We start from the raw sequence: 23,018 nt of genomic DNA on the forward strand, positions 1-23,018 counted from the left end.
AAAAAAAATGAATATTAATAATGTAATACATGAATTCTAAGAATGCATATAAAGGTGAAGCCCAATGGACCTCAAAGTTATTCGCTATTTTATCGAAATCGTCGATGCCGGAGGCTTTGGTAAAGCCAGCGATAAAGTCCACCTCACCCAACCTGCGTTATCAAAAGCCGTGCGTCAGTTAGAACAAGAACTCGATCTCACCTTGCTTGAGCGGGGTAAACGCGGCACCCAAGTCAAACTCACTCCCGCGGGCGAAGTCGTTTATCGTCACGGTAAAGACCTGCTCGCAGGGCGGCAACGCATGCTCGCCGAACTCACGGCACAGCGCAGCTTAACTGCGGGCGAACTCAATCTGGGATTAGCGCCGCTCGGCAGCGCCGAGATTTTTGCCCCCATTATTGCTAAGTATCGCCAGCAATATCCGCAAATTGACATGCACTTGCTCGTCCGTGGCGGTGTAGAACAAACTTCGGCGATCCAAAAGGGTGAGATTGAACTGGCCACAGGGATTATCGATTTTGATGACGGCTATGATGGGATTAGGGTGTTTAACGATCCTATGGTAGTGGTGCTTCCCAAGGAAAATCCGTTATCCACCAGACAGATACTGTCGTTTAGGGATCTCAGCGCCGATCCTCAAGTGATGTTCGAAACCGAATACACCCTCTATCAATTAGTACTCAATGCCTGCCGACACGCCGGATTTGTCCCTAAAAACATCACCCGCGTTAGCCAAGCCGATTTCGGGATTGCCTTAGTCGCGGCGGGCACTGGGGTGATGGTATTGCCGCGCTCTATCGCGCGGCGCTACAGTGTACCCGGCGTCGTGAATATCCCGCTGGCGAGTGACGAGCTGCGCTGGGAATTATCGCTCTTTTGGCGCAAGGACCAAGTATTATCCTTCGCAGCTCAAGCCATGATCGCCTTAGTCGAGAAGCACTTAACTCATAAGTGACACTATGTTACCAAGGGATCACTAAGCTCAAACGCACTAGCGTATCGCTATCCCATGGCAGAATAGGCAAATACTCAGCCGAGTTAATATCGACTTTGGCATAGTGGTCTAAATTATATTGCGTGTGCTCGGCGCTCAACACGAGCATGCTGTTAGGCCGCCAAAAATCGGTTTGGTAACTCAGCTCAAAGCGATATTGATTCTCTAACCATTTGCCCTCGTCTTGCCAGGTTTGTGCGGCCACTTGCATATGTAGCTTAGGCGTCACATTAGCCCCGACACTTCCCATAAAGGTATAAGCAAAGGTACCGTTGCCAAAATCGCCACGATCGTAACCTCGGGTTCTAGGCACATCGTCATCGATTTCGAGATAGTAATAACCTGCCCCCGCCTTCAACTGGGCCTGTAATTCTTGTCCGTCAAAGCTAGCCGTCAACCCAGGAAATACCTTAGCTTGTTTCTCCACCGAGCTAACAGTATTACGCTTTCCCTGTAAATCGAACTGCCAACCCAATGAAAATTCGGGGTTAATACGATACAACTCACCACTCGCAGCATAGGCAGACTTAAACCACACAGGGATGTGGTCAGGGTCGAGTTTATCGACATCTACGTCTATATAGGCATCCAGCGCCGCCGTCAGCAAAATATCGCTTTGGGTTTTATATTCTAACAATAGACTCGCATTCACCCCTAAGGTGTGAGAATCCTCGACCACAAAATCATGACTGCCTAAGCTGTAATGCCACTGAGTTTGCTCTTCGGCCTGCAGTGCACTCGATAAGCACAGGGCTAAACACACTAATGCTGAGTTGAGATAGTTCACTTTTGACTCCTGAAATATCGTTTCTAGCTTGATAATCAAATCAGCCAGAGGATTAAACTGCATAAAATAGGAATAACACCAACTAAGGTTGCCGTTAAAGAGCGGCTAAACTAGCCAATTTAATCAAAGAATAATAGGCGATAGTTCAAATTATGACACTCTCATTGAGAAGCCGCTAATAAACACCACAGAAGTACAGATAGCCAAAAACCTAACAGTAACAATAGTTATAGACCAAAGCACAATAATTCAACCCAGAAAAAACAACTTACACACAAATTTGTACAGGAAAGCAGCGCACCTCAATCTTGCGACTGAAAACCGCAAAATAGAAATGAATTTTTAATCAAATTAACAGCATAATTATTGACACTTAATGCTCATCTGCCTATAGTCGCCACACTGATAGTGAAATCGAACAAGAGAGTCTTAAATGAAAAAGTCCATGTTATTAGGCGGCCTGACCTTAACTGCCACCTTGTTGTTAGCTGGATGCGGAAAAAGCGATGACGTGTTAGTCGTTGGCACTAATGCCGCCTTCCCTCCTTTTGAATATGTTGGCGGCCAAAGTGGCGATGAAATCAAAGGCTTTGATATCGATCTGGCCAAGCAAATCGCTAAAGATGCGGGCAAGACGCTCAAAGTCGAAAACATGAAGTTCGATTCACTGATCGTCGCGCTTAATTCAGGCAAGATTGATTTTATCGCCTCAGGTATGACGATTACCGCTGAACGTCAAGCAAACGTAAACTTCTCAGAGCCTTATTACGAAGCGACTCAAGTGGTACTAGTAAACAAAGATAACGATAGCATTCATACGCTTGAAGATATTAAAGGCAAACACTTTGCGGTGCAGTTAGGCACAACCGCTGACATCATGTCGAAAAAATATACCCAAAATATCACCGCCTTTAATACGGGTTTCGAAGCCATTATGGAGCTTAAAAATGCCAAGGTAGATTTAGTGTTATTCGACAGCGAACCTGCCGCTAACTATCTGGCTAAAAATCCTGAATTAAAGATGATCAAACTGGATTTTCCTGCTGAGTTTTATGGTTTCGCCGTATCAAAAGAGCAACCTGAACTGTTGGCGAGCATCAATAAAACACTGGCTAACATGAAAGCCGACGGCCAATATCAGACGCTCGTTTCTGCCCATATAAAGTGATATCAGCATGATAGACGCAATTAATACCTCGCTGTTTAGCCCGATTGGCGAAGATGGCATGATAGGCATACTGCTGATATTAAATGGTTTGAAAGTGACGTTAATCGTCACTTTCTTCGCCATGTTATTAGGCGCAGTGTTAGGCATTGGCACCACCTTTATGAAGATGTCGTCTAAGTGGTATATCCGCTTCCCCGCCAATCTTTATGTCGGTGTCATCCGTGGCACGCCTGTGGTTGTGCAGTTAGTGATCCTTTACTTTATCGTGCTTTCAGCCTTAGATGTCGATAAGATCACCGCCGCTATTATCGCTTTTGGTCTCAATAGCGGCGCGTATATTTCTGAGATAATCCGCGCGGGGATTCAAGCCGTTGATAAAGGTCAAACCGAAGCGGCCCGTTCACTCGGTTTATCCCAAGCGATGACCATGAAGTCGATTATTCTGCCCCAAGCGATTAAGAATATTCTGCCCGCACTCGGAAATGAATTTATCGTGCTCCTCAAAGAAACCGCCGTCATTGGCTTTATCGGTGGCGTCGACCTTATGCGCGCCGGTGAAATCATCCGTAGCCGCACCTTCGAGGACAGTGTGCCGTTATTTACCTGCGCACTCATCTACCTATTCCTGACCTACAGCTTCACATTTGTGCTGTCGAAATTTGAAAAGAGGTTGAAACAAAGTGATTAAAATAACCAACCTGCATAAAAACTTCGGCGATAACAAAGTGCTCAAGGGCATTAGCGAGCATATTCGTCAGGGCGAAGTGGTGAGTGTGATCGGCCCAAGTGGCAGTGGCAAGAGCACCTTTTTGCGTTGTATTAATCTGTTAGAGCAGCCAAGCCAAGGCGATATCGAGATTGAAGGTCAATTGATCACAGCGCCAAACGCCTGCGTCGATAAACTGCGGCAAAAAGTGGGCATGGTGTTTCAAAACTTTAACCTGTTCCCCCATAAAACCGTCATTCAAAACATCACCTTAGCACCCATCAGCCTAAAACTGATGACGCCAGCTCAGGCCGAAACGAAAGCCCTCGACCTACTGGCACAGGTTGGCTTGAGTGACAAAGCCAATGCCTATCCCGCTAGTTTATCGGGCGGCCAAAAGCAAAGGGTCGCCATTGCCCGCGCATTAGCGATGGAACCAGACTTGATGTTATTTGATGAGCCGACATCGGCACTCGATCCAGAAATGGTCGGCGATGTGCTAGATGTGATGAAAGACTTAGCGCTAAAGGGCATGACCATGGTGATTGTTACCCACGAAATGGGCTTTGCGCGGGATGTATCCGATCGCGTGATCTTCATGGACGGCGGCTATGTAGTCGAATCTAGTCCGCCAGATGAGCTATTTAGCCACCCGAAAGAAGCCCGTACCCAAGCGTTTTTAAGCAAAGTATTGCGCTAAGCTTAAGCGGATTCAGTTCAATCCATTATTGGAGACAGGGGCGGATTGCCATCTTGCATAACTCTCTGGCTTGCCTTTTTAGCACTAGCGTAACCTGTAGATTTAAAAGAGATACGTAACCCACTTTTAGACAGAAGCACGTAAAAAATAGAGGGTTAGTACGACTAAATGACTTGTTACTTGGTAACTTAAATGCTGGCTCCTACGGATGGGCGATCCATGGCATTCGCTCATCGACTCGCAGCCAGTCCATCCGTGGATGCTCGACCGCCCCGTCCTTGGGGCGGACGGTCGTCTCGCAAATCACCCTAGCTCACCGTTTTGGCATTAGCGTAACCTGTAGATTTAAAAGCCTTATGCAGCACGCTTTTGGACAAAAGCGAGCTAGAATAATCACGTCAATACTTTCACTTTAGATTAGGTTCTGTAATGCGTTAGTGCCCATTGAATAGTTCCATCAGCCTAACTTTGATTTTGAACTAACACCACCATAGACATCAATCGTCAACCCTCGCTCTTTCTCATAAGTTTTAGGTGTAAAGCCAAGCTGTTTTTTAAGGTGGCGGATCAAGTGAGGTTGATCACTAAAACCAAATTTGAAGACAACTTCAACCCAATCTAGTTCAGTCGATTCACGTTGATAGAGATACTCTAGCATTGCTTCTAATCTATTCATCGACTGGCACTGTTTAAGGGTAAGCCCTGTGGTGCGTTGAAAGCTTCTTTCTAGGGTTCTTTGTGAACAATACAGTTTTTCACCCAGCTCAGATATCGTACTCTGGTCTAGATGTTTAAGTACATTGCGAGTGATTTTACTGTGCTGATCTTCGGTGCACTGTTCCAACCAAGGCGACAGCATCGTATCTAACTGCTCTACACACTGCTGTGGATTGGTTCGAGCCAGTTCAATCAGTCTGCTTTCATCCATACCTAATTGCTTGAACAATGTTGAGTCTTCCACTGACTCCACTTCATCTAGTGCCAAAGGATTGGCAGAAAAATTGGGTAAACAGTAAAGAGCGCCGACACGAAACTTGATACCAAGATGAACAAATGGCTTAGAGTGATCTAATTCAAAGGTCTGCCGATGTGGATAAAGCCAATGGCTGCCTTCTCCCTTCGCTATGCTCGGGTTCAGGTCATAAGAGTAGGCTTGATTGTTAGGTGAAAGAATCAAATGTGCCGATGGGTCAGGGTTGAGCTTTGGGAATTGATAAGTCTCTGAATCAGGGTGCTTATCAATCAACCAATAGCATTCTACATATTGGGAAACACATGGTGAGTTTGGCGACTTTAGCCAATGGATCATAACCAGTTCCGTTAGGTTTATTGATTAAGGGTACTATAAGTCAGATCGTCGTAAACCAAAATCCCCCTTACAACAGCAAGAGGGATAACAAGTTATTTGTTGTTAAATTCAACCTGAACAATGCGGTTTGAAGATGATAAACCCGCACGTTTAATGGCTTTTTGTGCACCTACATTACTGCTCTCAGTAGAACAGATAGGCGTTAAACCACGCTGATTAGCTGAGTTAACTAGCCAGTTAAGCATTTGAGTAGCAATGCCTTTTCCACGTTGTGATTGAGCGACAATCATGCCAAGGTCTGCATATCCCGTTTGGTACTCATCAAACAGACGGCACTCGCCCGTTGCAATAAGTTCATTCTCGCTCCAATAACCGAATAACTCTTTACGATTAATCAGGTTACCAAAGTAGCCTGTAAGCCACTGCTCTGGTGCACCGATAGTAGTGGCTGCAAACTCAACAAATTGCTCCAGTTGCTCTGACTCTGCTAGCTTTAGTTCAAACTCTGGAATAGTGCTTTGCTTACTCGCCTCTTTTTGCTTGTACATCAGAGAATTAACCTTCACTGCTGATGCGTTATCAAGGCTAAGTGATAGATACTGCGGCTCTGCTGTACTGACAAATGCGCCATTTACAGCCCCAATGACTGAGTTATTTTGTTCTGCGATAAGCGTGAACAGTTCTTTTGCATCCATTTTAGTATCATTACTCAGGTAGAACTGCAACATATAACCTTCGCCATTGATGCAGCAGTATCCAACTAGGGTTTCTTGTTCATAAAACCCAAAGTGTGTAGACATGGGTACAAATCCAAAGTGCCACATACCATCAAGAGGTGCTGTTGATTGTGCAAAATATGCTTGCTTTAGTGTGCTGATTTCTTCTAGATTTTCGATTGGTTTAATTTCTAACATCGCTTTTTACCTAATTTTTTGATTTACTGGAAAGCCTTCCATCTTTATCTAAAAAGTGCCTCGCTTTCGTATGTCACACATAATAAGCAATGTCTGCTCGCTAAGATTGAACAAAAACGACAATGTTTAAATCGGTTTTTTAGATGTTGGGCTAAGTTCGAACTAAGTGGCCCTCATAAGCAATTAATACCTTATTGAAGGTGTTTTCAAATAAGGATTAGTAATCGATTACTGCTGCTAATGAAAAACGCTTTGGGGCAATAGCTTTTTAGCTAAACGAACAGCAGAAGTGTTAGTTAAGATTGGCATTGTTGCAACAGTGACCGTTGGCGACATGGATGTCGCCGTCGAGCCCTCAGGGACGAGTTTATGGCGTGTCACTGGGGAAATAATGACAATCAGTGCAGCACAACTGACGACAAATTTGTCTTGTTTTGGGGCAAAAAAGTGACAATAAATTCAGGATTACTAAAGGTTCCTTTACCTCGGCTTTGGAGGGTTAATAGCCATTCAACTAAGGCAGCTAAAGCTTTGCCCTAATCTTTGCTGCCAGCATCTGTCCCTGATATTTATCTATAATTTCCCTACAATTGAAATCGAGCTTCAACGGTAAAGACACCGATTCCCTATCCAAAATCTCAATTAAACGACTTGGCGTTTTACTCCTTTTTAGCGTTGCATCGGCATACAGTTTCAAAAATTTTTTGAAACTAATACCTGTCTTGATCACATTGTTTTTTACTTGAACCTGCTTAAAATGCTGCCATTGAATTTGTATTCCTGATGATTTGGAGCTGTTACATGAGTGATTTAAGTTTCTTCGCCAAAAAACGTTACACCACTAAAGCCTTTGATCCAACAAAGACGATTCCAGCGGAAAAAATTGCAGACATCAAAACCCTACTGCAATTCAGCCCCTCGTCAGTAAACTCACAGCCTTGGCATTTTGTACTAGCAAGCACGGCCGAAGGAAAAGCTTTAATCGCCCAAGCAACCGAGAATTATGCCTTTAATACCCAAAAAATCCTCAATGCTTCCCATGTGGTGGTGCTCTGCACTCGCACTCAATTAGATGAAGCGTATTTGCTGCAAATCCTTGAACAAGAGGAAAAAGATGGCCGCTTAGCTAATGAGGAAGCAAAACAAGCCCAGCATAATGGCCGTTCTTTCTTCGCCAACATGCATAAATTTGAGATGAAAGATGCCCAACATTGGATGGAGAAACAGGTCTATTTAGCGCTCGGCACTTTAATGCTCGGCGCAAGCGTGTTAGATATCGATACTTGTCCGATTGAAGGTTTTGATGCCACTAAAATGAATCAAGTCTTAGGCTTAAGAGAGCAAGGTCTATGCGCCTGCGTAGTTGTCGCCATGGGTTATCACGCAGAGGATGATTTCAACGCTAAATTGCCTAAGTCTCGCTTAGTTCAAGAGGTGATTTTTACTGAAATCTAGCCCTCATCTTAAGTGAATAATAAACATGCCCTTGATTTAATGTGATATAAACAAGGGCATAATTTTTTGCACCGTAGCGCTCTTCGCCGACAATATCCTAAAACCTGCCTGCTATTAACGGCTTATTTGCACAAGAAGCCATCTAAAGTAGGAGTAAACCACCACGGTATTGCTCTAAAATTCATCTTTGCCTACACTTTGCCTCTATGGCATGATTTGCTGCACAGTCCAGAACGGCATAGCTTAGTGGATCATCGTTTATCGTAGTTTCGAGTCATTTTTTTTGCAGCCAGTGGTTTTATCGGCGCATTGGTCACACTCACTATTTAGGATGGGACAGTCAGTATGTTATTTGCCAAACCCTCGCTCACTGAAGAACCTCAATCGATTCGAGTTGCAAACACTAAGGGCGATAACCCACTGATTTGGCCATTACTCACGGTTTTACAAGCCTCAAATCAAAGTTGGAAAATCCATCACTTAGCCACAGAGTTACAAACTCAAGGGCTGATCCACCAGCTTGATGAAAATCCGGGTAACGACTTATTCAAACGTAACTTCCTGCTGATGAACGCCCTGTTTGAACTGCAGGAAATATTACTGCCCAAGCAATGGCTGCAAGTCAAAGCCATGGAAATCCAAATCTTCCGCTTAGTCCCATCGAACGTTAACCTTCTGATTATGCAAGATACTTCCCTACGTGAGTATTATCTCGATTGGAATAACTACGACACCAGCGAAAACGTAGTGCGTGAATTACTTGAGGCTTTCTGGAGCAATTATAAGAGCTATATTGGCTTAAATATCAATCTGATGAACAAGGGCAATGCACTGCGAGTTTTCGAATTAGACGAGAGCGCAACCGCCCGCGATATCCGCAAGCAATGGCGCCGTTTAGCGCTCAAGTGGCACCCAGACCGACCCGATGGTGATGCGGCACGGTTTCGCGAGGTGTGCGAAGCGTGGCAGTCACTTAGGGACATTGCCTAAGCATTTCACCAGCGATAGTACTTGCCATTAATCAACACCTATCGAATCGTTACCTATCGATTTAGCGGTGTGATCCTGTCTGCACTATTGCGACGCCAAGGCAACGCTAAAGTAAATCTTAGGTAAAACTTCCATTGGGATCACAGATTTAGCCCAGTCACGACGAGCCAATTCAGTCATAATTAAGCCTTTCCATTTAACCTGAACCTATGCATTACGCTGGATTTTGGCTAGCTAAACTTCTAGATTGAAGCTCACTTTATGGCTTCTGTTGGCCGTTAAATTTTGCCGATAACAACAACTGACACAGTGAATTCAATCCCACCGAATTTGAGGAAACTATGATTAAACAATTAGCCTTGGCTGTAACCTTAGCAATTGCGCCCTTGAGCAGCTTTGCCGCCAATTTTGTTGAAGGCACACATTACACTCAAATCTCGACCAAAGCGCCTAGCAGCGAACCTAAACTGACTGAATTCTATTCATTTTATTGTCATAACTGCTTCAACATGGAAACCAATTATTTGCCTGATATCAAGGCAAACCTCAACAAACAGATAAGTTTCGACAATAAGCATGTCGACTTTATGAATAGCGATATTGGCACCGAAGTGATGCGCTCTTTGGCCGTGATCCAAAGCCTTGATAACAAAGACGCCTTAACCCATGCCATGTTTACCGCAATCCAAGGCACAGAGGGCGCAAACGGCCACGATCACAGTGCACCAGGCCATCAACACGAGCCACAAATTAACAACCGCGACGACATCAAAAAAGTCTTCGCCCAATTTGGTGTCGATGCGGCTAAATACGACGAATTAGCCGATAGCAAAAGCACCGATGAAAAGCTGACCCTGTGGCGCACTCAGCAAAATGAATTCAAAATCGACAGCGTACCCGCCTTTATCGTGAACGATAAATACGCAGTAAATTTAAACAGCATCAAAACCTTAGATGAGTTGATTGGATTAATTAACTATCTTGCCGTTGAGAAAGATGCCGCAGCCGCTAAAACCTCATCAGGTGGCAGCCTAGGCTGGTTATTTCTAGTCTTTGCCGCCGCGATAGGGGTGACGCGTCAGCAACGTCTTAGCTAAACCAGACACAAGCGTTAATGCAAGGCACCCGCCAGCATAAAAAATGGCCTCCAAATTGGGAGGCCATTTTTATTCGCATTCGATACAAGCTTTCAATATAAGCGCTTAATTCAATCGCCTATATAAACACAGTCACTTAGTGATATTTTCCAATCTATTATTGGCGAATAAAATCGAGAATATGGCTCGCTGCCAAGACTAAATGTACGATCAAGAAACCGATAAAAGCCTGCGCAAAAATTTGATGATAACCGCGCCACGCCATCGCCGTGGGTGTGCCTTGAAATAACAACCAAACGACACCCGTAATCCCAGTCGCCACCAGCAGTAGCATCCCTATACCTTCGATGGCACTAAATAACCCTTTGCCGCCTGCGACGGGGAATTTGCCTTTTGTGAGTCCAACCATATCCTGTTTTAACTGCGCCCAATCGCCAACTAGCCAACCAAAGTATTGGTGCCATTTGCCATGCAAGGTATTGCTGAGCAAGAACAATATCCCCAGCACTGCGCACGCTAACCCTAAATAAACATGCAAATAGTCCCAAAAACCGGCGTTATCGGGTATCCGTCGGCCCATAAAAATCCACGGGCTGGCACACACGAGTAAACTGCTCGATATCACAATCCACACATGCAGATACGCCATCATGACTCGGAACAAGGAGCTGAGTTTACTCATCATATTTTTCATCCTACTTAATGCTTCCTTTGCCCTTTGCATGATTGAAGTTTGAAGATTAAATGCATTCGCGGCGGCTTAGTGAGCGCGAATAAAGTGGGCTAGGGGCAAAACGCGGCGCCACGATTTAATGCCCAAATTAGGCACGGTGGATCTGCTCACCAAATTCAGCCACTTTCTGCCAATCCGTGTATTCCACATTGGTAACTGGATCCGTTGGTCCTTTCGTTAACCACATGATGAAACGGATGATATTTCTATCTAAGGCGTTATAACCTTGGTAATTCAAATTACCACCAAAAACCCGCAACAACTGTGGCCGCCAAGTGGTTTTACTTAAGAATGCCTGCATATAAGGATTGGTTTCTGGGGTATTTTTCTCAGGTTTACGCGCGACTAAACTAACGGAGAAAAAACCACTGACCTTATCCGTCAACACGGCTTGATGCTTTTCGATAAATTCGTACAAGCTAGGATTATGTTTACCATGGCGAATACTGGCGCCTATGATGATTTTATCGAACTCATTGAGCGCGGGAACGGCCTTAATATCAGCGGTAACCACGTCATTGTCCAAGGCTGTTAACTGCTGCGCGAGCTTAGTTGCGATCTTTTGGGTCTGGCCGTGAACACTAGAATAAATGATGAGAATTCTTTTCAATTTAGCCTCGATTAATCCCAAGTAAAATAACCATAAGCGGCCTAAAAAATACTGTTACTGGCGGCTTAATTTCGACTCTCTATGCCAGTTTGGCATATCAAGTGACATCACAACGCACAGACTAAATACACAAAAAGCAGCGATAGACACTCAGAGTCATTGGCATTCCAGTGGGATTTAACTGGGTATGCAAACGTAAAACAACCATTAAGATATTTCATATTAGGTGATTTACCCTGCAATTTACATGAAATAGATCACGGGCTTAGCCCCAAACCACTCAGGTATATGCGGTAGTTTTAGCAAGCTCACAAAAAAAGGCAAACCCTGAGGTTTGCCCATACTGAAATACAGTAAACAGGATGAATCGACAAATCATCCTGTCACGCTTTACAAAGACATTAGAAATGCAATGACTTGTTCACGTTCATTTTTAGATAAATTCATGAAGGCAACTTGACTCTTTTCAGCTTCACCACCATGCCACAATATCGCTTCTTCTAGAGTTGCGGCTCGTCCATCATGTAAGAAACCGGCTTGAGGATTAACCGTCTGAGTTAAACCTATACCCCATAGTGGCCTTGTACGCCATTCGCTTCCCGAGGCTAAAAAGTCTGGTCGGCCATCGGCGAGCCCTTCGCCCATATCGTGTAATAATAAATCAGTGAAGGGATATATCTTCTGTCCTTTTAAGCTATCACTCATGGCTCGTCCACCAATGTCGCCACTCGTTTTAGTGGTATAAGAGGGCACATGACAAGCGGTACAATTAAGTTGAGTGAATAATCTCGCCCCCTCTCTTACATTCGGTTGATCAACATTCCGCCTTGCAGGAACGGCCAAGGTTTCAGCATAAAAAACAACAGCATCACTGAACTCAGCTCCGACTTCAGGCGCACCATTTTCATCTGCCCCTGTATCAATAAAACCTGTTCGAGTGAGATAAGCATCGTGTAGCGACGTACCTTTGATACTTTCATCGGGGAATAGAGGATTGGTTATGCCAATATCGCCACGCAGTGCACCTAAGGATTGCACCCGCACACTCGGGGTATTCGCCTTCCAGCCAAAACGGCCTAAAGACACAGGTTCTGGATCGCCCGTTTGTGCCTTCACAGCATCAAACACATAGTTCGCGCGCCCAGAAATACCGTCATGATTGGCATCATTTTCATCAACATGTTGCAAAATATCCGCTGCCGCAATCGCTTCGAGTAAACCTAAGCCAAAGACTGGCATGCCATTACGCCATCCCATTAACACATCTTCTTGCAAAAGATTTGAGGTCAAATTGGGGCTTTGCTTAGTTTCGCCGGGCGCATCATAGGGGTTTTCCACTTCAAATAGCGGCTGCTTCAATAAGACTTCAGTACCGTCTGGGTAGGTCACTGACTTTGTTTCATAGGATAAGTAAACATCTGCTTGGCCAATAAACTGATTCTGCTGCCAATCACTACGTGCTTGCAGTACGCCTCGATGAAACAGTTGTCCACCGAAATCAGGTACTGGAATGGGGGCACAATAATCATTACTCACGTCGCCTTTAATACAGGCATCGTTGGCAGCCTTACTTATCCGCAAAAAGATGCCCGCATCCGATCCCAATTTAACTCGTGTCTGGCCCGTGCTGACTTGCGGAGTCGAGTTACGTCCATCGCGTTGATGGCATGCATTGCAGTTAGCATTATTAAATACAGGACCTAAGCCATCTAACTCAGGGTGTTCAGCGTTTGGCGCCGTGGTAAAAGAAGTCTCAAAAAACTTATCGCCCGCCATATGCAGCGCAAGTTCAGTCGCGGTTAGATTTACCGATGGTGTAGAGAAACCATGTCCTGAATTACCTGCATCAAAGGTTGTCGTTGCGCCGCCGCTGGCAGTGATATCCGTATATTCAGGATAAACAATGGGTTCAGGTATGGGTGTATCAACAACTTGTGCATCGCCACTGCCACCACAGGCGCTCAGCTGTAAACAGCCAATGAAAAATGCAGGTAATAAAACGTGTCTGTTATTCATCAAAAATCTCACACAAATAAAATGACAAAGCAGCAACTATGCAATTGCATCCTTGCTGCTTAAGACATAACTCACCAAACGGGTTCCGTCGTTTAGCGTCATTTCATGACAATGCCAAGAACCTCTATCGCCTTAGCATTGCTCTGAATATGAAATTAAGATTTCCAACGAGAAAGCAATGGTATGACATCAGACTCAAGTGTGGTTTTCAGCTTGGTCAAGGCATCCACAGCCACTTGAATTCGCGCCCTTCCCGCATCATCTTTAATCGCTTGGCGGAAAGGCTGTTGATTGCTGCCGGCAATAGCGCGGATCTTGATAATGGCATCATCGATTTCACTGCTAACACGTGTCGCTAAGTTCGCATCGGCAGCGGCCACGAAGTTAATGATGCCCTGACGATCACTGTTACCAGTAAACTCTCCTTGATATACATTTCGTACACCAATGATGTTATTGGCAAAGTCATCTAATGAGTTCCAAGAATATTGCGACTCCACCTTTGAAGTATCAGCGGTGGCAAGGGAATCACCAAAGGGATCAGCAATCTTACCGTTACCGACCTCATCGACAATCGCGATCATGCCATTGATCAACTCTTCAACTACAGCCAATTGCGATGAGTAAATAGTATTGCCTGCTACACCGGGATTCTTCAGCAACTCAGCGTAGGGTTTAGCAGCAGCATCTTGCGGATTGTGGTTTATCTGCCAAGCATCGTCGAGCTGCTTAGTGTAATCACGGAACACTTCGGCCAGTGCAATGAGATACTCACGTTCTTTTGCTGTTAACTGACTGATAGGTTTAGTATTACCATTCACACCATCGCCGAATAATAAGAATTCAATGGTATGAAAACCTTGTACATCATCGTTCCAGCCCTTAATCGTCTCAGCATCAAAACCTGAGTTAGTATTTAGCTGTGTTTGTAGATCGGTCGTATTGAGTGGCCAGCTATCAAGATGTGGATCGATGCTAAGTGAGTCAACTGGGCCAAAAATATGTGATTCACCTTGTTCCCAAGGTAAACGTGCCGCTTTCCACGCAGCTTGAGCTGCGTCTAAATCCGCTTGTGCTGTTGAGTTAGTTAGCTTCTGAGTCGCCAGTAAAAGTGCTTCCGCTTTCGCGGCTAAGTCCGCATAACCAGCCACGATAACGTCATCGGTCAAGTTAATGATCATCTCAGTGGCGGCGTAACTAAAGCGATTATCCGGTGTAGTTGGTGTTGTGGGCGTTGAATCATCCGATCCAGAACCACCACAGGCAGCTAAGGTACTCATAAGGGCGATGGCTATTGCCGTTTTACGTAATGTCATAGTGCTTAATGTCCTATTTGTTCCATCAAAAGTGAATGTGACTAGAGCGAAAATTGATAACCCACGCCAAGGGCGAAGAAATTAGTATCTTGAATGCTCGCGACAGCCACTTGTTGTAAGCCTGCTTCCGCTTTAATCACTATCTGTGGGATAGGGAAATAGTTAATGCCGACACTGGTCCAAGTATTTTCAAAACGCTTAGTCGCCGTGCCTGTTTCGACTTCCATCAAAGGATTGGAATAATCTATGTTGGCAAATACGGTTAACGGAAGAGAGGTGAAATGATTCAAATCGATGCCAGCTTCAACAAAGAAAGCCTGTGACTGCGATCCTAACTGTGCGAAGTTACCAGGCCTTAAGCCTGGCGTTGTCTTATTTGCTTGAGTAATGGCATCGCTGTCGCTCAAGGTACCGTAGAGATACTGACCGCGTAAGATCCAAGGACCTTCAACATAAGCTGCTGCGACGGACACTATGCTAACTGTGCCATCCACATTGATTTTATTACTCTTGTGACGATTACCACTGGTATTGCCATAGTAGTAAGCGACACCAACGGCGGAACCTTTCTTAAAGTTGCCGTAATCTAAACGTCCTGCAAATGCTAAATCGTCACCATTAACATGCTCGAATCGTTTTTGATGACCCGACGCTGCCCAATCATAGGTTCTAAAATATTCTGAATTGAGACCACTGATAATTTGGGCCTGATAGTGGAAATCAGCCATTTCACCATATATACCGATACCGTTTTCATTCCAAACGGCGGGGATCATGGCGGCTTCGCTTCGATGACGCATCACGGTAAGATATTGATTTGGTTTGTGCAGCATACTGGTCAAGCCAATAGGAACATGGATATTACCAAATTTAATACCAAAGGCTTTAGACGGACGATAACGCAGCTCGGCCTTTTCGATCATCACCTCTCCTCCAGCTTCGACTTCTGTTTCGAATTCACCGAACTCATCAAAACCATCGTATTCTAAAGCGACGCCTGTGCCACCATGCTCATACTCTATCTCGACTTCCATGCTCCAAGCATCGGTAAACTGATAGCCGAACTCAGTTACAACACGTTCTAAATCGAAACGATTACGGCGCTCTGGTGTGGTGTCTTGGACGTTATCAAAGTACTCATCACTGGTATAAACGGCGGTACCGTAGGATTGAAATGAAAACTTGCTAAGTTTATCGGCGGCGGTTTCAACACGATCTACCGCGACACTGGTCTTAGTTTGATAGTCTGTCTGCTGAACTTGCTGCTGTTTCTGTTGCGCAGCTAATTCTGATAATTGCTGCTTTAATTCTTGTAATTGAGCCTCTTGTCTTGCGATAGCCTGCTCTAAAATCGCAGGGTCCGTCGCTGCCTGTGCAGTGCAATTAACACTACCTATGAACGCAGTGACCATGATGGCCAATGAACTCAACTTTAACTCTGCTCTCATTTCTTTCTCCGCGCTGTGTAACAGCTTCCCCGTAAATGCGCGAACAAAATAGATCAATTGAGAATGATTTGCATTAGAATTTACAATTAAATTTACAAACAAATTACATTAGTATCTGATTGTATAGCGGATCTGACGGCCGTATTTTTATTCAAAGAAATCGCTATATTGATTCATAAACCACACACTCTTTAAGCGTTAAGTGATCTAGCCTATTAGCCAAAAAAGCATTAGCATTTGCACACTTATCGCCTGAGTCCATATCCATGAAATCCATTCAAACCAAAGATCCTAAAGCACTCTTGCTGTGGATGACCTTTGTGATGTCGCTTGTGTTTGCCGTTTGGCAGGCACTGCTCAATAACTTCGTGATTGAAAAAGCCCAGTTCACCGGTGCTGAAATCGGCATGTTACAAAGCCTGCGCGAGATCCCAGGTTTCTTGGCTTTCACCGCCATTTTTGTGCTTTTACTCATTCGAGAACAAGCCTTCGCCCTACTCTCGCTGGCCTTGCTTTGTATCGGCGTGGCGGTGACAGGTTTCTTTCCTCAAGTCATCGGCTTGTATCTGACGACTGTGTTGATGTCCGTCGGGTTTCACTATTTTGAAACCATCAACCAATCACTGACGCTGCAGTGGGTCGATAAAAAAGATGCGGCGGGTTTTATGGGTAAAGCACTGGCGTGGCGCTCGGCCGCAGCCTTAGTGGGTTATGCAAGTATTTGGCTAGTGATGACCTGGTTGAAGTTAGACTATCAACACATGTATTTAATTATTGGTGCGTTAGGTCTGGTCATGATGCTGACCATGACTTGGTATTACCCTAAATTTGAGACCACGGAAGTACAACATAAGAAAATCATTTTGCGTAAGCGCTATTGGCTCTATTACCTGCTGACCTTTTTCTCGGGTGCGAGACGACAAATCTTTATGGTGTTTGCGGGCTTTATGATGGTCGAAAAGTTTGGTTATAGCGTCAGTGAAATCACTGCGCTGTTCTTAATCAACTATGCCGTTAATCTACTGTTTGCGCCTGCTATTGGTCGTTTGATTGGACGTATTGGTGAGCGTAATGCGCTTACTGTGGAATATATTGGACTCATCTTAGTCTTTATCAGCTATGCCCTAGTCGAACAAGCCCATATGGCGGCAGCACTCTACGTCATCGATCATTTACTGTTTGCGATGGCAATTGCGATGAAAACCTATTTTCAAAAAATCGCCGACAGCAAAGACATTGCCGCCACTATGTCAGTCAGTTTCACCATAAACCACATAGCGGCTGTGATTATTCCTGTACTTTTGGGCTTATTATGGTTAACCGATCCCGCCTTTGTATTTTACATAGGGGCGGGCTTTGCCGTATGTTCGTTACTGCTAGCGCTGAATGTTCCGCGCCATCCTGAACCGGGTAATGAAACCTTATGGTCTTGGCCAACTAAAAGTGCGAAATCAATCGCTAAAGTCGTTAAATAAAACGGCATAATAACGAACCAAAGAATTGGCTTAACGAGATGCTCAAACTAAAGAGATGATCATCTAAAGTAAGCTACAACCGAATGTAAGAGTTCACTAAACCCTCATCTCAACCACAGTGCAGGCTCAAGGATTAATAACGCGATGAAGGATTCAGATATTTTACTGTTGGCAGAAGAAGGCGAGTCAGCATCCGAGGTATCCGCTCGCAAAAAAGCCCTGCTACTCGGTCGCCAATTAGGGCTCGCCAGTGAGCAAGAATATCGCCCTGCGAACGCCTCAATAGCCGAGCGAGCTCAACATAGAGCACGCAAGTTATCGAGCCAGTATCAAGCCAATGTGGAAACCATTTTTGCCTTAGCCCTCAGTTATACGCCATCTGATGTGACTGGAGTCGATCTCGATCCCGACTGGAGTCATCAATTCTTTTTGATGGCGGAGCAAATCCATAACCGTAGAATGCAAGACTTGTGGGCACGGATATTATCGAGCGAGATAGTCAATCCCGGCAACTTCAGTCTGCGCACCTTAGCGCTACTCAAGCAACTGACCCACAGGGAAGCACAAATTCTTGAAAAGGCCCTTGGCATGGCGGCTAAGGTCAATAGCGAACAGCGTCTAAAACTCATCAGTGGCTACCGCTTGTCGGGTGGGATTGGCCAATATTTCCGTAAAACAACCTCAGTCAATTTAGGTTTATCCCAGTTTGGCCTACCCTACTCCAGCATTCTGACCTTAGTCGATGCGGGTATACTGCACAGCAGCGAGTTCGAAACTGGTTTACTCAACAATAAAACCCCCATTCAATTTGCCCTGCAAGGCATACAAATGAAGCTTACGCCCAAGAGCGGTAATCTGCTTTTTAGTTATTATCGCTTAACACCGATTGGTGATGAACTCGCCCAACTCGTGCAACCTAAACCGGATCAAGAATACCTCAAGGCACTGCAACTCTTGTTCGCTAAGGATTTTAAGATCGAGTAGCGACATAATCGCTTATATTATTGACTAATAGAAATATTTGCTTGAATAAACTCCATCTGTCGCAAATACTCTATGTATAAAAAATGCTCGTTTTATTTGCTGAGTGAATAAGGATGCGAATGGCATCTCAAGGATGGAGAGAATAATTAGTCAAGAACAAAATGTCTTTTTTTTAGACGAACAACCGTCACCACAACACCTCGAAAATCAAAAAACAGTCAAAATACTCACGGTGGACGATGACTCAAACTTCCAACGTTCGACCGCCTTCGCGTTATCAACCCTCAAAGTATTAGATTGTAAAATTGAGCTGGCCCAAGCCTTTAGCTATGCAAAAGCCTGCCAAGTGTTAACTAAGGAAAATGATTTTGCGATCGCCTTAGTCGATGTGGTGATGGAAACCGAAGATGCAGGGCTACGGTTAGTCCGTGCTATTCGGGAAGTGCTCGGTAACGAAAAAATCCGCATTATACTGCTTACAGGTCAGCCCGGTATGGCCCCTATTTTCGATGTAATGCGAGATTACGATATCAACGACTATTGGACTAAATCCGAGTTATCGGCCGATAGACTGCAAACTATTCTCACGACTAACCTGCGCTCATATCAACAAATTAGCAGTATTGCCAATGCTAAGCGTGGTTTGCAACTGATTGCCGAGTCCAGCGGCGCGCTCTACACCTCACGCAATATCAAAGAACTCTCAGGCAAGATGCTGCGACAATTATCCCAGCTATTAAACCTGCCCCATGGTGGCATTGTGTGCGTGAAATCAATGGGGGAATTAACTGAACAGGGTATTTCCCACCAAATCATTGCCGCATCGGGCGAGTTTGAACCTTATTTTGGCTATGCTTTACAGCAGCTTGAGCAGCAACACATACGGGCACAACTTGAACTTTGCCTGAGCCGCAGGGAATCCCGTATCGAAAATGACTTTACTTGCCTCTTCTTCCCCGACGAACTCGCAGGCGCCGATTACTCCGTTTATTTAGCCACAGGCAGACCACTGGATATCACGGAAACGGAAATGATCCGTGTGTTTAGCATGAATATTTGTGGCGGCCTGCATAGCGTGTCGCTCATGAGCCAACTAGATAAGATTGCTTTTGAAGATCCGCTCGTCAAAATCCCTAATCTCAACGTGTTGCTCCGCACCTTAGAAGGCGTGCTGGCGGAAGATATTCGCGAAAAATTTAATTTATTGATTATTGATATTGATAAGTTTTCCGACTTTAATCGTGTATTTGGTTCGCCCCAAGGTAACGAGATGCTCAAACACGTTGCCTCTTGTTTGCGCGAACACTTTGATGCTTGTGTGTTAGTCGCTCGCCTCAAGGATGATAAATTTGCCGTGCTCGGCCCTAAAACCTTAGTCACCGCTGACATTATTAGTCGACTGTTCATTGAGCCCTATCAGCAAGGAAAATCGAAGATCACGGTTAATATCAGCACTGTCACACTGCCACTAGAATTAGCCGATGGCACTGCGGTCGATGCCATAACGCAAATCAACATGGCCCAGAAAACCGCCAAAAAGTTAGGCATTAGACAACATGTGACTTACCAACAAGCCAATGACGATAATGTGGCCTATCACTTCGAACTCTTACAAGCGCTGCAACACAGTATTACCTGTAATGACATCCATATTGCACTGCAGCCGCAAGTCTGTATTAAAACGGGTGAAGTCGTCGGGGTTGAAGCGCTGGCTCGCTGGACCTTGCCAAATGGTCAAAATGTGCCGCCGTTGGATTTTATCCCCATTGCCGAAGCGACAGGTTTGATCACCCAACTCGGTGAGCAACTATTCGTGCAATCTTGCCAAGCACTCTGCACACTCAATGAGGCGGGTTATACCAATTTATGTATGGGAGTGAACTTATCGGCCATGCAGTTCGAACAGGAGAACATAGTCGATATTTTAAAGCAGCACATTGCCGACGCTAACATGCCTCTAGGTCAGATAGAAGTAGAAGTCACTGAATCGATTGCGATGCAAAATTTCGAAACCATCCGCAAGCAGTTAAATGACTTACGCTCGATAGATATTAGAGTCGCAATTGACGATTTTGGTACCGGATTTTCCTCATTAGCCTATCTCAGCAAACTGACCTTCGACCGCATTAAGATTGATAAATCCTTTATCGACAATGTCACCTCAGATGATGGCGCCGCTGCGATAGTCGATAGCATTATCTTGTTAGGACAACGCTTCCACATGAATGTGATTGCCGAAGGCGTTGAGACTAAAGAGCAAGCGAAATGGCTAAGCGACCGCGGCTGCCACGATGCCCAAGGCTACTTTTATGCTAAGCCAATGCCACTACCGGAGTTATTAACTTGGCTTAAAAACTACCAAAAAACACCACTATGACAGCGCCATCGCAATTGACTCAGCCTACCTTCTGGGGCTACTGGCTCAGATTCATGCTGCCGTGGTTATTGTTGGTGCCCATACTCACCACTTTGCTTTATCAAAAGCGCCATGAAGATGCCATGGTGCCCTTATACCAAGAGGCGAACACCCTTTTAGGTGATGCCGCTAAAACCATTGCCTACCATATTGGTAATATTAAGCGCGACGCCCTATTTCTTGCTAAATATCAAACACTCCTCGATGCGGCGGCGGGAAATGAGCAAGATCTCACTCAGGTCGAACATTTCTTCAAGAGCTTTAGTGCCGCATCACAAAACTACGATCAGGTACGTTGGCTCGATAATCATGCCTTCGAGAAAGTGAGGGTTAACCTTATCCAAGAACGTCCGCAAGTGGTTGCTAAGCCATTATTGCAATCAAAAGCCGAACGCTACTACTCCATCCAAAGCTTACGTTTAGCGCCCAATAGTTTTTACTTTTCGCCCTTAGATTTGAATGTTGAGAAGGGGACAATTGAAACTCCTATCAAGCCCGTATTAAGAGTCACCACTCCCGTGTTTTTACCCTCAGGCGAGCGCCAAGGCTTTATTGCCCTCAATTTTCTCGCCCAATCAATGTTAGACGCCATTGCCAAAATTACGGCTAACAGCAATGTCGAGCTTTCACTGCTGAATAAAGAGGGTTACTGGCTACTCTCATCCAATTCCGAACTCACTTGGGCATTTATGTTTAATCGCCCCGAATTAACCTTAGCTAAGCTCAATCCCGATGCCTGGCAACAGATTACCCAAGATAGCGAAGGTGCTTTTATCACCCCCGAAGGGCTCTGGGATTATGAAAATGTACAAGATGCGACCAACACTTCTGACCAAGATTGGAAACTCGTGATACGGGTTCCCAATGATCAACTTTCAAAGATTAATCAACGCAGCCTGCTGGAAGCGCTCAGTCTAGGGATTTTATTACTATTACTCGGCGGTGGGATCTGCTGGCGCGCAGCAAAGTCCATGCGAGTAAGGGACAAGTTGAATCAAGAGTTAACCGAGCAACAGCAAAAACTCACCCAATCCAATACCGCGTTAGCCGAATCGTTACAGCACTTACACGACACTCAGCAACAACTCATCGAGACGGGAAAACTCTCATCCTTAGGCATGATGGTGGCGGGCGTCGCCCATGAACTCAATACCCCTGTCGGCGCTGCACAGGTCACGTTATCGAGCATGAAAAATGAATGCACTAAGCTACAAAACGCCTTCGAATCGGGTCTTAAGCGATCTGATGTCGATACTTACTTTATTCACTTCCATGAAGGCGCGGAGATAGTGCAAGCCAATTTAAGCAGAGCCGCAACCTTAGTCAGTAGCTTCAAACGCTTAGCCGTGGATAGAACAAGGGAAGAACGCCGTAGTTTTAAGCTCACAAGTCTCGTTCAGGACATGCTACATACCTCATGGCTACGGATGAAGAAGCAATCCCATGAGCTCGAAATCGACATTGATGCCACTATCGAAATGAACAGCTACCCAGGCGCACTCGGACAATCCCTTGAAAACTTCGTCACTAATGCGATAACCCATGCTTTCGAAGGAAGGGGAAATGGCCAGATAAAAATCTCGGCAAAGATGATAGAAGATCAAATAGTCGAAATCACAGTCTCAGACAATGGCATAGGGATGAGCGCGGAAACGATGAAACAAATCTTCGACCCCTTCTTTACCACTCGCAGGGGAAATGGCGGAACTGGGCTGGGGTTACACTTAACTTATCAACTCGTCAGCCAACTTCTTGGCGGGAAAATTACGGTCAGCAGTAAGTTAGGTAAAGGCAGCGTTTTCAGCCTGATAATCCCAGTAACAGCGCCAGAAACCGCCGAGCTGAACCTGAATTAACCGCTTATACGCAACGGCGATAGATAGCCAGTATGCTGGCCGAA

The 23,018-nt window shown here is 45.1% G+C and carries 19 protein-coding genes; 11 read left to right on the top strand and 8 right to left on the bottom strand.

Annotated elements, in window-relative coordinates; translation table 11 throughout:
• Positions 1–64 precede the first annotated feature (64 nt).
• Positions 65–955 (top strand): LysR family transcriptional regulator, encoded by an 891-nt coding sequence (locus tag Q4Q49_RS06360; RefSeq protein ID WP_259513872.1) that lies wholly within the window; start codon positions 65–67, stop codon positions 953–955.
• Positions 956–962: 7 nt separating this feature from the next.
• Here the strand turns inward: Q4Q49_RS06360 and Q4Q49_RS06365 are convergent, their stop codons facing one another.
• A complete protein-coding gene (locus tag Q4Q49_RS06365) occupies positions 963–1,781 on the bottom strand; it encodes a hypothetical protein (protein WP_006085901.1) in 819 nt (272 codons plus the stop codon).
• 433 nt (positions 1,782–2,214) lie between these two features.
• Between Q4Q49_RS06365 and Q4Q49_RS06370 the strand changes: the two genes are divergently transcribed.
• Genes Q4Q49_RS06370 through Q4Q49_RS06380 form a run of 3 tightly spaced genes read left to right on the top strand, consistent with a single transcriptional unit; the run spans position 2,215 to position 4,355 of the window.
• Positions 2,215–2,949, top strand: coding sequence for a basic amino acid ABC transporter substrate-binding protein (locus tag Q4Q49_RS06370; protein ID WP_006085902.1), 735 nt, complete (start codon positions 2,215–2,217; stop codon positions 2,947–2,949).
• 7 nt (positions 2,950–2,956) lie between these two features.
• Positions 2,957–3,637, top strand: a complete 681-nt coding sequence (locus Q4Q49_RS06375) for an amino acid ABC transporter permease (RefSeq protein WP_006085903.1) — start codon at positions 2,957–2,959, stop codon at positions 3,635–3,637.
• Positions 3,630–4,355, top strand: a complete 726-nt coding sequence (locus tag Q4Q49_RS06380) for an amino acid ABC transporter ATP-binding protein (protein ID WP_311998921.1) — start codon at positions 3,630–3,632, stop codon at positions 4,353–4,355. The genes Q4Q49_RS06375 and Q4Q49_RS06380 overlap by 8 nt, the downstream gene beginning before the upstream one ends.
• Positions 4,356–4,812: 457 nt before the next feature.
• Here the strand turns inward: Q4Q49_RS06380 and Q4Q49_RS06385 are convergent, their stop codons facing one another.
• Together Q4Q49_RS06385 and Q4Q49_RS06390 are read right to left on the bottom strand one after the other, a co-directional pair.
• On the bottom strand, positions 4,813–5,664 hold the full coding sequence (locus Q4Q49_RS06385) for an AraC family transcriptional regulator (RefSeq protein ID WP_107946806.1): 852 nt from the start codon (positions 5,662–5,664) through the stop codon (positions 4,813–4,815).
• 92 nt (positions 5,665–5,756) lie between these two features.
• Complete coding sequence (locus tag Q4Q49_RS06390) at positions 5,757–6,578, bottom strand: GNAT family N-acetyltransferase (protein ID WP_107946805.1); 822 nt, start codon at positions 6,576–6,578, stop codon at positions 5,757–5,759.
• Between the two features lie 801 nt (positions 6,579–7,379).
• Here Q4Q49_RS06390 and nfsB point away from each other — a divergent pair.
• The 3 genes from nfsB to Q4Q49_RS06405 all read left to right on the top strand — a co-directional run bounded on the left by nfsB (position 7,380) and on the right by Q4Q49_RS06405 (position 10,120).
• Positions 7,380–8,033 (top strand): oxygen-insensitive NAD(P)H nitroreductase, encoded by a 654-nt coding sequence (nfsB, locus tag Q4Q49_RS06395; RefSeq protein WP_311998922.1) that lies wholly within the window; start codon positions 7,380–7,382, stop codon positions 8,031–8,033.
• A gap of 345 nt (positions 8,034–8,378) precedes the next feature.
• Positions 8,379–9,023 carry a DNA-J related domain-containing protein gene (locus Q4Q49_RS06400; protein ID WP_006082872.1) on the top strand — a complete coding sequence of 215 codons (645 nt, stop codon included), beginning with the start codon at positions 8,379–8,381 and terminating at the stop codon, positions 9,021–9,023.
• A 341-nt stretch (positions 9,024–9,364) separates the two neighbouring features.
• Positions 9,365–10,120 carry a DsbA family protein gene (locus Q4Q49_RS06405; RefSeq protein ID WP_311998923.1) on the top strand — a complete coding sequence of 252 codons (756 nt, stop codon included), beginning with the start codon at positions 9,365–9,367 and terminating at the stop codon, positions 10,118–10,120.
• A gap of 157 nt (positions 10,121–10,277) precedes the next feature.
• Here the strand turns inward: Q4Q49_RS06405 and Q4Q49_RS06410 are convergent, their stop codons facing one another.
• The 5 genes from Q4Q49_RS06410 to Q4Q49_RS06430 all read right to left on the bottom strand — a co-directional run bounded on the left by Q4Q49_RS06410 (position 10,278) and on the right by Q4Q49_RS06430 (position 16,243).
• A complete protein-coding gene (locus Q4Q49_RS06410; protein ID WP_311998924.1) occupies positions 10,278–10,805 on the bottom strand; it encodes a cytochrome b/b6 domain-containing protein in 528 nt (175 codons plus the stop codon).
• 136 nt (positions 10,806–10,941) lie between these two features.
• Positions 10,942–11,463, bottom strand: coding sequence for a menaquinone-dependent protoporphyrinogen IX dehydrogenase (hemG, locus tag Q4Q49_RS06415; protein WP_311998925.1), 522 nt, complete (start codon positions 11,461–11,463; stop codon positions 10,942–10,944).
• 390 nt (positions 11,464–11,853) lie between these two features.
• Positions 11,854–13,479 carry a di-heme oxidoredictase family protein gene (locus Q4Q49_RS06420; RefSeq protein ID WP_311998926.1) on the bottom strand — a complete coding sequence of 542 codons (1,626 nt, stop codon included), beginning with the start codon at positions 13,477–13,479 and terminating at the stop codon, positions 11,854–11,856.
• Between the two features lie 155 nt (positions 13,480–13,634).
• On the bottom strand, positions 13,635–14,795 hold the full coding sequence (locus tag Q4Q49_RS06425) for an imelysin family protein (protein ID WP_006085915.1): 1,161 nt from the start codon (positions 14,793–14,795) through the stop codon (positions 13,635–13,637).
• Between the two features lie 41 nt (positions 14,796–14,836).
• The gene (locus Q4Q49_RS06430; RefSeq protein WP_311998927.1) at positions 14,837–16,243 is read right to left on the bottom strand and encodes a hypothetical protein; all 1,407 of its coding nucleotides are present in this window, start codon (positions 16,241–16,243) and stop codon (positions 14,837–14,839) included.
• 266 nt (positions 16,244–16,509) lie between these two features.
• Here Q4Q49_RS06430 and Q4Q49_RS06435 point away from each other — a divergent pair, with 266 nt between their 5' ends.
• From Q4Q49_RS06435 to Q4Q49_RS06450, 4 genes are all read left to right on the top strand, one after another.
• Positions 16,510–17,718 (top strand): MFS transporter, encoded by a 1,209-nt coding sequence (locus tag Q4Q49_RS06435; RefSeq protein ID WP_311998928.1) that lies wholly within the window; start codon positions 16,510–16,512, stop codon positions 17,716–17,718.
• Between the two features lie 144 nt (positions 17,719–17,862).
• Entirely contained in the window at positions 17,863–18,702 is an 840-nt protein-coding gene (locus Q4Q49_RS06440) for a TIGR03899 family protein (protein WP_311998929.1), read from the top strand.
• 142 nt (positions 18,703–18,844) lie between these two features.
• Positions 18,845–21,079 (top strand): EAL domain-containing protein, encoded by a 2,235-nt coding sequence (locus Q4Q49_RS06445; RefSeq protein ID WP_263168312.1) that lies wholly within the window; start codon positions 18,845–18,847, stop codon positions 21,077–21,079.
• Positions 21,076–22,974: a sensor histidine kinase gene (locus Q4Q49_RS06450; protein ID WP_311998930.1), complete on the top strand. Its 1,899-nt coding sequence runs from the start codon at positions 21,076–21,078 to the stop codon at positions 22,972–22,974. The genes Q4Q49_RS06445 and Q4Q49_RS06450 overlap by 4 nt, the downstream gene beginning before the upstream one ends.
• Positions 22,975–23,018 lie beyond the last annotated feature (44 nt).

The sequence above is a fragment of the Shewanella sp. SP1S1-7 genome, assembly GCF_031932105.1.
In the GTDB taxonomy this organism is placed as follows: Bacteria; Pseudomonadota; Gammaproteobacteria; order Enterobacterales; family Shewanellaceae; genus Shewanella; species Shewanella baltica.